The sequence below is a fragment of the Streptococcus sp. 1559 genome (genome assembly GCF_013276735.1).
Taxonomy (GTDB): Bacteria; Bacillota; Bacilli; order Lactobacillales; family Streptococcaceae; genus Streptococcus; species Streptococcus pseudopneumoniae.
This window is the reverse complement of the sequence record NZ_VMLO01000007.1, coordinates 1-13385: the sequence shown is the minus strand read 5'-3', so window position 1 is coordinate 13385 and position 13385 is coordinate 1. Positions and strand designations below refer to the sequence as shown.

Sequence of the window (13385 nt, the reverse complement as noted above, 5' to 3'; positions counted from 1 at the left end):
TTTGCTCTTTGATTTTTGTTGATAAAAAGAAATGCTCCTCCAAGACGGAAGAGCATTTTTTATTGTGATTTTGATTCGGTTTCAGCCGACTCTGGGTGGAGTTCTTGGTAACTTGGTGCCTTGAAAAGGTCAGTACTAGTTTTGCCTTGTCGTTGGCTAAAGAGGCTGGTTGACTGACTTCCTTTTTCTTGCTCAATCTTTTGCAGAATGGGCAAGGAATTGAGGTAAGAAATACTTTCTGTATCAACTTTTCCAAGATGATCTGCTTGGTAGAAACGGATCAAATCGCCAGTTTGAATCTGGTCGCTGATTTTCAGCTGTTGACTAGCTGCTTGACGAACAATTTCTAGTTCAGTCTGAGTTTGTTCATCAAGATTGCTGATTTCAAGACCACTTTCAGTGTAGTAGGTTCGTCCGTCGTAGCTGGTATATTTGGGTGTGACGAAGGAATTGGCAGTTCGAAAGGCAACGATTTCTTGATGGTCTGGAGACAGAAGGTCTTGCCCAACTTGAAGGAAGGAACTGGACTCAATACCAAGGAGGTGTTCGAGAGTCGGTAAGATATCGATTTGTCCACCGTAGGTATTGATGATTTGTCCTTTTTCATAGCCAGGCATGACCACCATAAAAGGCACTCGTTGCAACATGGCATTGTCGTAATTCGACCAGTTCTCAGAAGTCTTGCTAATCAAGGGTGCCAGGTCAGGATTGCGGGAGTTGGAAATACCATAATGGTCTCCGTAAATGACGATGATGGATTTTTCATAGAGGCCACTTTCTTTGAGATAGTCAAAGAAGGCTTTAATGGCACTGTCCAGATAGTTGGCTGTTTGGAAGTAGCCATTGATTGTTTCATCTTTGGTTTTAGCCAGTGGGAAACCAAGCTCATCGCCAGTCAGATTGCTAGCATAGGGATAGTGATTGGACACCGTGATATACTTGGCATAAAAAGGCTGCTGCAAATGCTCCAGATACTGAATAGAATCTTTCATCATGATTTTATCATTTAAACCATATTGGAAAGAATTGCTACTGTCTTGCTTGGTGAAGTAGGATGCATCAAAGAAGTATTGATAGCCCCATTGTTTGTAGGTCGTATTTCGGTTCCAGAAGGTCCCAATATTGCCGTGAAAGACAGCACTGGATTGGTAGCCATTTTTTGATAGGATAAAAGGCGCAGCTTGCTGGGTATTGGTACCTCCATAGTTGACCATAAAGGAACCTTGGTCAAGTCCAAACAAACCAGTCTCCAGCATGGTTTCTGCATCTGAGGTCTTACCAGCCTTGACTTGGTTAAAGATATTCGAAAAGGCTAGGGTTGATTGCGAATGGTAGAGGGAGTTGAGGAAGGGAGTGACTTCATGCTCAGTTCCATCTATGTTGAGTTTATAGTCCAGCAGGAACTGTTGGAAACTCTCCAAGTGGAGATAAATCACATTTTTCCCTTTGGCTAAGCCGAAATAGTCTGGATTAGGTTTAGCCGAATGTTCTTGAATATAATCTGTAATAGGTTGCAGGTCGGTCTCAGAGGCCTTGGCACGTTCCTTGTTGGCACTGTATGATTGGTTGGCACTATAGCCTAAAAAGGCGGGTAAACTAAGGGCGCGAACAACATAATAATTCGAAAATCCTCGCGATAGGAGATCGGGACGCTCAATTTCAGCCAAGAAAAGGTTAGCTGAAAAGAGCAGGGCAGAGAGAGCGGTGATGGCAACACTGGAGCGGAATTTGAAAGGTCTCCTATCCAGCTGGATGAATTTTTTATAGAAAAGGAAAGCCAGCAGTGGGAAATCCATAAAATAGATGAAATCCCAAAAGCGCAGTAACTCTAATTCTGCAGTACCAACAGACACCTTGCTGACCACCTTCATGGTATTAGCCGTGATAAAGTCACTAAATTCTCGATAGTAAAAGACGTTGGAATAAAGCCAAATGAATAACAGGCTATAAATAGCTATACTCAGACCATAAAAGATTTTGGTTGACCGAGCATAGAGGGCTAGAGCTAGCAGGAGTAATCCCAAGGGAAGGGGATTGAAAAAGGCGATAAAGGCAAGGTAATTTCCCTGCAACTTGCCCACTTGAATATCTAAATTAAAGTCAACGGCATAGGCTAATAAGGTTTTGAGCCAATAGAGGATTAAAAGGGTTAGGACAAAACCCAGTCTGGTACCCATGGCTTTTTGGATTTTGTTAAAATTAATTCTCACACATTTACTTCCTAAATTTTTATTAGTATTAGTATACCATTTTTTAAAAGAAGAGTAAAAAAGCAAGGGTAGTTTCTTTTTTGAGAATTGGCTAAAAGTTTGATATAATGGTAGTTATGAATAGAATAAGAGTTAGCAAAAGGGTTGAAAAGAAGCTTGCTAAGGGGCTAGTTTTACTAGAAGCCAGTGATCTTGAGAATGTCAATCTTAAGGATCAGGAAGTAGAAGTGCAGGGTCAAGAAGGAACCTTTCTTGGGACTGCCTACCTTTCTCAGCAAAACAAGGGCTTGGGCTGGTTTGTTAGTAAGGACAAGGTGGCCTTCAATCAAGCTTTCTTTGAAATGCTGTTTAGACAAGCCAAAGAAAAGAGAAGCGCCTACTATCAAGATGATTTGACAACTGCCTTTCGTCTCTTCAACCAAGAGGGAGATGGCTTTGGGGGTCTGACAGTGGACCTTTATGGCGACTATGCTGTCTTTTCTTGGTATAACTCTTATGTTTATCAGATTCGTCAGACCATCTCAGAAGCCTTTAGACAGGTTTTTCCTGAGGTTTTAGGGGCCTATGAGAAGATCCGCTTTAAGGGTTTGGACTATGAATCTACCCATGTTTATGGTCAAGAAGCACCTGACTTTTTCACTGTTTTGGAAAATGGTGTCTTGTATCAAGTCTTTATGAATGATGGCTTGATGACAGGGATTTTCCTAGACCAGCACGAGGTTCGTGGTAGCTTGGTGGATGGATTGGCTATGGGTAAATCCTTGCTCAATATGTTTTCTTATACAGCAGCTTTTTCAGTAGCTGCGGCCATGGGAGGAGCAAACCAGACAACTTCGGTTGATTTAGCCAAACGTTCACGAGAATTGTCTCAAGCGCATTTTCAGGCAAATGGAATCAGCACAGACGACCATCGTTTTGTGGTCATGGATGTCTTTGAATATTTCAAGTATGCCAAACGAAAAGGCTTGACCTACGATGTGATTGTCCTAGATCCGCCTAGCTTTGCTCGGAACAAAAAACAAACCTTCTCTGTGGCCAAGGATTATCACAAGTTGATTTCCCAGAGTCTTGAGATTTTAAATCCTGGAGGGATTATCATTGCCAGTACCAATGCTGCCAATGTTTCCCGTCAGAAATTTACAGAACAAATTGATAAAGGCTTTGCAGGAAGAAGTTACCAGATTTTAAATAAATACGGTCTTCCAGCAGACTTCGCCTATAATAAAAAAGATGAAAGTAGTAATTACCTCAAGGTGATTAGTATGAAGGTTAGTAAATGAAATTAATCGTTTCAGTAATGCCAAGAAGTTTAGAGGAGGCCCAGGCTCTGGATGCCACGAGGTACCTGGATGCCGACATCATTGAATGGCGTGCCGACTATCTGCCTAAAGAAGCGATTTTGCAGGTGGCTCCAGCTATTTTTGAAAAATTCGCAGGTCGTGAGTTGGTTTTCACGCTACGAACTCGCTCTGAAGGGGGAGAAATTGACCTTTCTTCAGAAGAATATATCCATTTAATCAAGGAAGTGGTGCAACTCTATCAACCAGACTATATTGATTTTGAGTACTATAGCTACAAGGATGTTTTTGAGGAAATGCTGGATTTCCCAAATCTCGTTTTGAGTTACCACAATTTCCAAGAAACACCTGAAAATATGATGGAAATCTTGTCAGAGTTGACGAGCCTAAATCCAAAACTTGTCAAGGTTGCGGTGATGGCTCATACGGAGCAGGATGTGCTAGACTTGATGAACTATACACGGGGCTTTAAAACTCTCAATCCTGAGCAGGAATATGTAACTATTTCTATGGGTAAGGTGGGCAAGGTTTCTCGTATCACTGCGGATGTGACTGGTTCGAGTTGGTCTTTTGCCAGTCTGGATGAGGCTAGTGCCCCTGGTCAGATTTCTCTAGCTAGCATGAAAAAAATCAGGGAGATTTTGGATGAAGCTTGATGGCTATACACGTTTAGCTGCAGTTGTTGCCAATCCTATTAAACATTCTATTTCTCCCTTCATCCACAATAGGGCCTTTGAGGCGACAGCTACCAATGGTGTTTATGTTGCTTGGGAGATTGAAGCGGGTGATTTGGCAGAAACAGTAGCCAATATTTGTCGCTACCAGATGTTTGGCATCAATCTGTCCATGCCCTATAAGGAGCAGGTGATTCCTTATTTGGACGGGCTGAGCGATGAGGTGCGCTTGATTGGTGCGGTCAATACGGTTGTCAATGAGAATGGGAATTTGATTGGATATAATACAGATGGCAAGGGATTCTTTAAGAGTTTGCCTTCTTTTACAATTACAGGTAAGAAGATGACCCTGCTGGGTGCAGGTGGTGCGGCCAAGTCCATTATAGCGCAAGCCATTTTGGATGGTGTCAGTCAGATTTCGGTCTTTGTTCGTTCCGTTTCTATGGAAAAAACAAGACCTCACCTAGACAAGTTACAGGAGCAGACAGGCTTTAAAGTGGACTTGTATGCTTTAGAAGATGTTTCGGAACTGCAAGCAAGGATTGCCGATTCGGGCTTACTGGTCAATGCGACTAGTGTGGGCATGGATGGTCAATCATCCCCAGTTCCAGAAAACATCAATCTGACAGAGACTCTCTTGGTCGCAGATATCATTTACCAACCCTTTGAAACGCCATTTTTGAAATGGGCTAGAAGTCAGGGCAATCCAGCAGTCAATGGTCTGGGAATGTTGCTCTATCAAGCTGCAGAAGCTTTTCAACTGTGGACAGGCAAGGAAATGCCGACAGAAGAGATTTGGCAGTCTTTAACAGAAAAATACCAATAAAGAAAGGGAGACTCTCCTATGAAAATCAGAATCGATATTCCTCATCATCCTTATGATATTCAGATTGAAAAAGGTTGTCTGGCTCAGGCTGGTCAATGGTTGCGAGAACTATGGCAACCACAAAAAGTGCTCATCGTAACAGACAACCATGTAGCTTCTCTTTATGCTGAGAAGGTCAAACTCAGCCTAGAAGATGCTGGTTTTCAGGTAGCTGTTTTTGACTTTTTAGAAGGGGAAGAAAGAAAGAATTTAACTACTGTTCAGAAAGTATATGAATTTCTAGTTAAGCAGGGGTTGACTCGTAGCGATGGAATCGTGGCTCTCGGCGGTGGTGTCGTTGGGGACCTGGCTGGTTTTGTAGCCTCTACCTATATGCGGGGTATTCACTTTGTTCAGATTCCGACCAGTTTAACTGCCCAGGTGGATTCGTCTATCGGTGGAAAGACAGGCGTTAACACTCCATTTGCTAAGAATATGGTGGGTACCTTTGCCCAACCAGATGGGGTTCTGATTGACCCGCTTGTCCTTGAAACGCTTGGAAAAAGAGAGTTGATTGAAGGGATGGGGGAGGTCATCAAGTATGGCTTGATTGAGGATCCAGAACTGTGGGCTCTTTTGACGGAGCTGGATGGTTCTGTTGAGAGCATTCTGGAACATGCAGAGACCTTGATTGAACATTCTTGTCAGGTCAAGCGCAAGATGGTAGTTGAGGATGAGTTGGACAATGGTGTTCGCCTTTACCTCAATTTTGGCCACACCATTGGTCATGCCATTGAAGCGACGGCTGGGTATGGGAAAGTCATGCATGGTGAAGCTGTTGCCATGGGAATGGTGCAGATTTCCAAGGTGGCTGAGGAAAAAGGCCTTATGCCAGAAGGAATAACTCAGTCCATTACAGCTATGTGTCAGAAATTTGGCTTGCCTGTTGACTATGAAAACTGGGATGTTGACAAGCTTTATCAGGCTTTGACTCATGACAAGAAAGCGCGTGGCAACATCTTGAAATTGGTCTTGGTGCCAGAGCTTGGTTCAGCGACCATTCACCCAGTTTCTCTGGAAGAGATGAAAGACTACTTGGTAAAATAAGGAGAGTGTATGAGATATTTAACTGCAGGAGAATCACACGGGCCCCGTCTGACAGCTATCATTGAAGGAATTCCAGCTGGACTTCCTTTGATAGCTAAGGATATCAATGGGGACCTTAAACGCCGTCAGGGTGGCTATGGTCGTGGTGGTCGTATGAAGATTGAGAGCGACCAAGTTGTCTTTACTTCGGGTGTTCGCCATGGGAAGACGACAGGGGCTCCTATTACCATGGATGTCGTCAATAAGGACCACCAAAAATGGCTGGATATTATGTCTGCGGAAGACATTGAAGATCGCCTTAAAAGTAAACGAAAAATCACCCATCCTCGCCCAGGTCATGCCGACTTAGTTGGGGGTATCAAGTACCGCTTTGATGATTTGCGAAATTCTTTAGAACGTTCATCAGCTCGTGAAACCACCATGCGGGTGGCAGTTGGGGCAGTAGCTAAACGCCTCTTGGCTGAGCTGGATATGGAGATTGCCAACCATGTCGTTGTCTTTGGTGGCAAGGAAATCAATGTTCCTGAGAATCTCACAGTTGCTGAGATTAAGGAAAGAGCTGCCCAGTCTGAAGTTTCTATTGTCAACCAAGAAAGAGAACAGGAAATCAAGGATTATATTGACCAAATCAAACGTGACGGTGATACCATCGGTGGGGTTGTGGAGACAGTCGTTGGAGGTGTTCCAGTTGGTCTTGGTTCCTATGTCCAATGGGACAGAAAATTAGATGCCAGACTTGCCCAAGCAGTTGTCTCTATCAATGCCTTTAAAGGGGTGGAATTTGGTCTTGGCTTTGAAGCTGGTTACCGTAAAGGTAGCCAGGTCATGGATGAAATTCTCTGGTCTAAAGAAGATGGTTATACTCGCCGCACCAATAATCTAGGTGGCTTTGAAGGTGGTATGACCAATGGGCAACCCATCGTTGTTCGTGGCGTCATGAAACCCATTCCTACTCTTTATAAACCTCTTATGAGTGTGGATATCGAAACCCACGAACCTTATAAGGCAACTGTGGAAAGAAGTGATCCGACCGCCCTTCCAGCTGCAGGAGTGGTTATGGAAGCTGTTGTGGCAACGGTTTTGGCACAAGAAATCCTCGAAAAATTCTCATCAGATAATCTTGAGGAACTAAAAGAAGCGGTGACCAAACACCGAGACTATACAAAGAACTATTAAGGAGTTCCTATGGCAAAAACAATCTATATCGCAGGTCTTGGTTTGATTGGTGCCTCTATGGCCCTTGGTATCAAACGCAATCATCCAGATTATGAAATTTTAGGTTATAATCGCAGTCAAGCTTCGAGAGATATCGCCTTGAAAGAAGGCATGATTGACCGTGCAACGGATGATTTTGCCAGTTTTGCTCCTTTGGCAGATATCATCATTCTCAGCTTGCCAATAAAGCAAACCATTTCCTTTATTAAGGAGTTGGCCAACTTGGACTTGAAAGAAGGCGTTATTATTTCAGATGCTGGTTCGACCAAGTCAGCCATTGTGGATGCGGCGGAGCAATATTTGGCTGGCAAACCTGTTCGCTTTGTCGGAGCCCATCCTATGGCTGGTAGTCACAAGACAGGGGCTGCTTCTGCGGATGTCAATCTTTTTGAAAATGCCTATTATATCTTCACGCCTTCGAGTCTGACAGGTCAGGATACGCTTGAGGAAATGAAGGATCTGCTTTCAGGTCTTCATGCGCGCTTTATCGAGATTGATGCCAAGGAGCATGACCGTGTCACTTCTCAGATTAGCCATTTTCCTCATATTCTGGCTTCTAGTCTCATGGAACAGACCGCGGTTTATGCTCAAGAACATGAGATGGCAAGGCGCTTTGCGGCAGGTGGTTTTCGAGATATGACTCGGATTGCGGAAAGCGAGCCGGGAATGTGGACCTCCATTCTCTTGTCCAATCGTGAGACAATCCTAGAGAGAATTGAGGATTTTAAGGAACGTTTGGATGAGGTTGGTCAGGCTATCAGCAAGGGAGATGAAAACCAAATCTGGAACTTTTTCAACCAAGCGCGTGAGCAACGTCAGGCTATGGAAATCCATAAGCGTGGTGGAGTGGATAGCTCTTATGACCTCTATGTCGACGTTCCCGATGAAGAAGATGTCATCCTGCGGATTTTGGAATTGCTGCGAGGAACTTCCTTGGTTAACATCCACATCAACGAGGAAAACCGTGAGGATATTCACGGGATCCTACAAATTTCATTTAAAAACGCTCAAGACTTGGAAAGAGCCGAGCACCTCATAACAGAAAATACCGACTACACAGTCGTTGTCAAATAAGGAGAAAATTATGCCTAAAATAGAGCTTAAATTCATATTTGGTGTTATCTTTATTTCTTTTATCTTACTTAGAGCTTACGCTGTTAAAAAAGATGTGAAAACTACTTCAGAAGCCAGTGTTGAGACAAAAAATGAACCATCCAACAAGGAAATAAGTTAAGAGAAAACCAATTCAAAGTATGTAGACGATAGAATTATTAATGAGTTTATCAATAGCTATAATCAAAATTCTAATAGCCCATTAGAAAATATCAAAAAAGGAAATATAAAAATAAAATATAAAAGTAAATATTTCGCATCAAGCTACGGATACTACTTGGAGCTTTTACATGCAAATGATACTGATAAAATCAATGTAACAATAAATCAGACAAATGAAAATAGTGAATCTGGTGTTGCAGGAATGAAAGAAGTATTTCATGATATTGTTAAATCGATTGAATCATCCTTATCTGATGATGAGATAGAGAACTATTTTGATAATCTTATGTCAAATGAAATAAAAACAGGTTCTAATTTAGGAACTTTGAAGATAGAGTATATACCAGATAAGGAATTAAGCAATGGACATTCAAGAGGTCATATAAAAGTGATTGCACAATAATAAAGACCACAGAGTGACTAGTAATTTAAAAAGAAATGAATAAGGAGAAAATCATGTCAAATATTTACGATAGTGCAAACGAACTCAGTCGCGGTCTACGCGAATTACCAGAATACAAGGCTGTTAAAGCAGCTAAAGATGCGATTGCAGCAGATGCTGAGGCAAGTAAAATCTTTACAGAATATGTTGCCTTCCAAGAAGAAATTCAAAGACTAGCCCAGACAGGGCAAATGCCAGACGCATCCTTCCAAGCGAAAATGGAAGGCTTTGGTAAACAGATTCAAGGGAACAGCCTCTTGTCAGAATTCTTTACCAAGCAACAACAATTGGCCATTTACCTTTCTGACATTGAAAAAATTGTTTTCGAACCAGTTTCAGAATTGCTAAAATAAGAAAAGAACTATCCTAAAGTCAGAATTTTTAAGGAATTTCTGGCTTTTTATGATAAAATAGGTAAAAGTATTGCAAGTATGAGGTCCAGTATGAAACTAAAAACAAACATTCGCCACTTACATGGCAGTATCCGCGTTCCAGGTGACAAGTCTATCAGCCACCGTTCCATTATCTTTGGAAGTTTGGCTGAGGGTGAGACCAAGGTTTATGATATTCTGCGAGGTGAAGACGTTCTTTCGACCATGCAGGTTTTTCGTGACCTTGGTGTTGAAATTGAGGACAAAGATGGGGTTATTACCATTCAAGGTGTGGGTATGGAAGGCTTAAAAGCTCCGCAAAATGCCCTTGATATGGGAAATTCTGGTACCTCGATTCGCCTGATTTCAGGTGTCCTTGCAGGTGCAGATTTTGAAGTAGAAATGTTTGGAGACGACAGTCTTTCCAAACGTCCTATGGATCGTGTGACGATTCCTCTGAAAAAAATGGGCGTTAGCATTTCGGGACAAACTGAGCGAGACCTGCCTCCTCTTCACTTAAAAGGGACGAAAACCCTAAGACCTATTCAGTATGAGTTGCCAATTGCCTCTGCCCAAGTCAAGTCAGCCTTGATCTTTGCGGCCTTGCAGGCTCAGGGGGAGTCAGTGATTATCGAAAAAGAGTGCACCCGTAATCATACTGAAGATATGTTGCAACAATTTGGTGGCCATTTAAGTGTGGAGGGCAAGAAAATCACAGTCCAAGGGCCACAAAAATTGACAGGACAGAAGGTGGTCGTACCAGGAGATATTTCCAGTGCAGCCTTTTGGTTAGTCGCAGGTTTGATTGTTCCAAACTCTCGTCTAGTGCTGCAGAATGTGGGTATCAACGAAACGCGCACCGGTATTATTGATGTCATTCGCGCCATGGGTGGAAAATTGGAAATGACTGAAATTGACCCAGTCGCTAAATCTGCTACCTTGACTGTTGAGTCTTCAGACTTGAAAGGAACAGAGATTGGCGGTGCCTTGATTCCACGTTTGATTGATGAATTGCCCATTATCGCTCTACTTGCGACCCAAGCCCAAGGTGTAACAGTTATCAAGGATGCTGAGGAACTTAAGGTCAAGGAAACAGACCGCATTCAGGTGGTGGCAGACGCCCTGAATAGTATGGGAGCAGATATCACACCTACAGCAGATGGAATGATTATCAAAGGAAAATCCGCTCTTTACGGTGCTAGAGTCAATACGTTTGGAGACCACCGAATTGGCATGATGACAGCCATCGCAGCTCTCTTGGTTGCAGATGGAGAAGTGGAACTTGATCGGGCAGAAGCCATCAATACCAGCTATCCTAGCTTCTTTGATGATTTGGAGAACTTGACTCATGGCTAAGGTGTTACTAGGCTTTATGGGTGCTGGCAAATCGACTATTGCAAGAGGTTTAGACCCAGACTACCTTGATATGGATGCTCTGATAGAGAAGCGTTTAGGTATGTCCATTGCGGAATTTTTCGCGGAAAAGGGCGAAGCGGCCTTTCGTCAGGTAGAGTCAGAAGTCCTAGCTAATTTACTACAAACAGACCAAGTCGTGTCAACTGGAGGAGGAGTGGTTATTTCTCAGAGAAATCGTGACTTACTCAAGACTAATACAGATAACATCTACCTGAAAGCAGATTTTGAAACCCTCTACCAACGTATCGCAGCTGATAAGGATAATCAGCGCCCGCTTTTTCTAAATAATAGCAAGGAAGAACTTGCAGCTATTTTCCAAGAAAGACAGGTTTGGTATGAGGAAGTGGCTAGTCGGATTTTGGATGTGACCAAGCTAAGTCCGGAGGAAATTATAGAGGAACTAAGATGAAAATTGCTTATCTAGGTCCCAAGGGATCATTTTCACACCATGTTGTGCAGACAGCTTTTCCTAATGAGGAATTGCAGGCTTTTGCCAACATTACAGATGTCATCAAGGCTTATGAGCAAGGATTAGTGGACTATTCTGTGGTGCCAGTTGAAAACTCTATTGAGGGTAGTGTTCATGAAACCTTGGACTATCTTTTTCATCAGGCTCACATCCAAGCAGTAGCAGAAATCGTTCAGCCTATTCATCAGCAGTTGATGGTGGTTCCAGGCCATACTAAGATTGAAAAGATTTTTTCACATCCACAGGCCTTGGCTCAAGGAAAGAAATTCATCGATGAACAATATCCAGAGGCTCAAATCGAGGTAACAGCTAGTACAGCTTATGCGGCCCGTTTTATTTCCGAACATCCAGACCAGCCCTTTGCAGCAGTTGCACCTAGAAGTTCTGCTGAAGAATATGGATTGGAACTGATTGCCGAGGATATTCAGGAAATGGAAGCCAATTTCACACGTTTCTGGGTTCTAGGAGCTGAAAAGCCTTCTATTCCCTTGCAAGCACAAACTGAAAAGATGAGTTTGGCCTTGACATTACCTGACAACCTTCCAGGTGCACTTTATAAGGCCCTGTCGACCTTTGCTTGGCGAGGAATTGACTTGACAAAAATTGAAAGTCGTCCACTCAAGACAGCACTGGGTGAATACTTTTTCATTATCGATGTGGATTATACCGATAAGGACTTGGTCCACTTTGCCCAAAAAGAATTAGAAGCGATTGGAATCCAGTATAAAATTCTGGGTGCCTATCCTATTTATCCAATATCAGACCATGGAAAGGAGAGAAGATGAGTAAAGAAAATCCCTTAAGTCATCATGAGCAGTTGCGTTATGATTATTTGCTAAAAAATATTCATTATCTCAATGAGAGAGAAAAAAATGAGTTTGCCTATTTGCAAGAAAAGCTAACTCTTGCTAGGGGAAATAGTAGCTCTAGCTTGGAACAAGAAAGAGAAGAGCAGGTTGACTTACCAAGCTATGCGAACCGGAGTCGCTCACAATCCAAATCACAAGCACTCTCTTTCCCTCCAAAAAAGAAAAGACGGAAGCTCCGTCTTAAACGCATTTTTATGGTGATTTTTTCACTTTTGGTCTGTGTGGCTTTGGCCATGGTATTCATGTTTTTGCGTGGTTACCAAGATGCTAGCGCAAAGAAAACTGCTGATGCTAAGGCAGCACAGGTTCAAGTCTTTAATGGTCAGGACACTAGAGATGGAGTTAATATTTTGATCATGGGGACAGACGGTCGAATCGGTCAAAATAGTGTTGAGACACGAACTGACTCTATTATGGTATTAAATGTCGGGGGCTCAGATAAGAAAATGAAGCTAGTCAGTTTCATGCGTGATAATTTGGTCTATATAGATGGTTATAGTCAAGTGATTAATGGTAGAAAACAGACAGATAACAAGTTAAACGTAGCCTACGAGTTAGGAGAACAAGAGGGGCAAAAAGGGGCAGAAATGGTTCGCCAAGTCTTGAAAGATAATTTTGACTTGGACATTAAGTACTACGCCTTGGTTGATTTCCAGGCCTTTGCCACAGCGATTGACACGCTTTTCCCTGATGGGGTGACGATTGATGCTCAATTTTCAACATTGAATGGGCGTCCCCTAACAGAAGCTACAGTCGGAGATGATTTATATGCTACCGAGACTGAGTCTCCAACCCAAACCATTAAAGTCGGAAAACAGCAGATGAATGGCTCGACCCTGCTCAATTATGCTCGTTTCCGTGATGATGATGAGGCGGATTACGGCCGTACAAAAAGACAGCAACAAGTTTTAACAGCAATTTTAGAGCAAATTAAAGATCCCACTAAACTTTTCACTGGTTCTGAAGCTCTTGGAAAGGTTTTTGCTATGACCTCAACCAACGTACCCTATACTTTCCTCCTAACAAACGGTTTATCTGTTTTGGATGGAGCAAAAAATGGTATTGAAAAATTGACGATTCCAGAACTGGGTGACTGGGTAGATGCCTATGATGTTTATGGAGGCTTGGGCTTGCTGGTTGATCAAAACAAATATCAAACCAAGCTCGCTCAAATGGGCTTGAGATAAGATAATACTCAATGAAAATTAAAGTGCAAACTAGGAAGCTAGCCGCA

The 13385-nt window shown here is 42.7% G+C and carries 14 protein-coding genes; 13 read left to right on the top strand and 1 reads right to left on the bottom strand.

The window, feature by feature from the left end; genetic code table 11:
- Window positions 1-59 precede the first annotated feature (59 nt).
- The gene (locus tag HT688_RS01730; protein WP_078374280.1) at window positions 60-2210 is read right to left on the bottom strand and encodes an LTA synthase family protein; all 2151 of its coding nucleotides are present in this window, start codon (window positions 2208-2210) and stop codon (window positions 60-62) included.
- Window positions 2211-2326: 116 nt separating this feature from the next.
- Between HT688_RS01730 and HT688_RS01725 the strand changes: the two genes are divergently transcribed.
- The 13 genes from HT688_RS01725 to psr all read left to right on the top strand — a co-directional run bounded on the left by HT688_RS01725 (window position 2327) and on the right by psr (window position 13338).
- Window positions 2327-3490 (top strand): class I SAM-dependent rRNA methyltransferase, encoded by a 1164-nt coding sequence (locus tag HT688_RS01725; RefSeq protein WP_031233545.1) that lies wholly within the window; start codon window positions 2327-2329, stop codon window positions 3488-3490.
- Complete coding sequence (gene aroD, locus HT688_RS01720; RefSeq protein WP_000767767.1) at window positions 3487-4164, top strand: type I 3-dehydroquinate dehydratase; 678 nt, start codon at window positions 3487-3489, stop codon at window positions 4162-4164. The genes HT688_RS01725 and aroD overlap by 4 nt, the downstream gene beginning before the upstream one ends.
- Window positions 4154-5008: a shikimate dehydrogenase gene (locus HT688_RS01715; RefSeq protein ID WP_023932792.1), complete on the top strand. Its 855-nt coding sequence runs from the start codon at window positions 4154-4156 to the stop codon at window positions 5006-5008. The genes aroD and HT688_RS01715 overlap by 11 nt, the downstream gene beginning before the upstream one ends.
- A gap of 18 nt (window positions 5009-5026) precedes the next feature.
- Window positions 5027-6094 (top strand): 3-dehydroquinate synthase, encoded by a 1068-nt coding sequence (gene aroB / locus HT688_RS01710; RefSeq protein ID WP_000702126.1) that lies wholly within the window; start codon window positions 5027-5029, stop codon window positions 6092-6094.
- A gap of 9 nt (window positions 6095-6103) precedes the next feature.
- Window positions 6104-7270 (top strand): chorismate synthase, encoded by a 1167-nt coding sequence (gene aroC, locus HT688_RS01705; RefSeq protein ID WP_050207660.1) that lies wholly within the window; start codon window positions 6104-6106, stop codon window positions 7268-7270.
- A gap of 9 nt (window positions 7271-7279) precedes the next feature.
- Window positions 7280-8383, top strand: a complete 1104-nt coding sequence (locus tag HT688_RS01700) for a prephenate dehydrogenase (protein ID WP_050111729.1) — start codon at window positions 7280-7282, stop codon at window positions 8381-8383.
- 10 nt (window positions 8384-8393) lie between these two features.
- Window positions 8394-8543 (top strand): hypothetical protein, encoded by a 150-nt coding sequence (locus HT688_RS01695; RefSeq protein ID WP_001124152.1) that lies wholly within the window; start codon window positions 8394-8396, stop codon window positions 8541-8543.
- Window positions 8544-8699: 156 nt separating this feature from the next.
- Window positions 8700-8987: a hypothetical protein gene (locus tag HT688_RS01690; RefSeq protein ID WP_000421417.1), complete on the top strand. Its 288-nt coding sequence runs from the start codon at window positions 8700-8702 to the stop codon at window positions 8985-8987.
- Window positions 8988-9040: 53 nt separating this feature from the next.
- On the top strand, window positions 9041-9379 hold the full coding sequence (locus tag HT688_RS01685; protein WP_000065969.1) for a YlbF/YmcA family competence regulator: 339 nt from the start codon (window positions 9041-9043) through the stop codon (window positions 9377-9379).
- Between the two features lie 90 nt (window positions 9380-9469).
- On the top strand, window positions 9470-10753 hold the full coding sequence (gene aroA / locus HT688_RS01680) for a 3-phosphoshikimate 1-carboxyvinyltransferase (protein ID WP_000769893.1): 1284 nt from the start codon (window positions 9470-9472) through the stop codon (window positions 10751-10753).
- On the top strand, window positions 10746-11222 hold the full coding sequence (locus HT688_RS01675; protein ID WP_001151365.1) for a shikimate kinase: 477 nt from the start codon (window positions 10746-10748) through the stop codon (window positions 11220-11222). The genes aroA and HT688_RS01675 overlap by 8 nt, the downstream gene beginning before the upstream one ends.
- The gene (gene pheA / locus HT688_RS01670; RefSeq protein WP_000686437.1) at window positions 11219-12067 is read left to right on the top strand and encodes a prephenate dehydratase; all 849 of its coding nucleotides are present in this window, start codon (window positions 11219-11221) and stop codon (window positions 12065-12067) included. The genes HT688_RS01675 and pheA overlap by 4 nt, the downstream gene beginning before the upstream one ends.
- The gene (psr, locus tag HT688_RS01665) at window positions 12064-13338 is read left to right on the top strand and encodes a polyisoprenyl-teichoic acid--peptidoglycan teichoic acid transferase Psr (protein ID WP_000032344.1); all 1275 of its coding nucleotides are present in this window, start codon (window positions 12064-12066) and stop codon (window positions 13336-13338) included. Before pheA ends, psr begins: the two co-directional genes overlap by 4 nt.
- The last annotated feature ends 47 nt before the right edge of the window (window positions 13339-13385 follow it).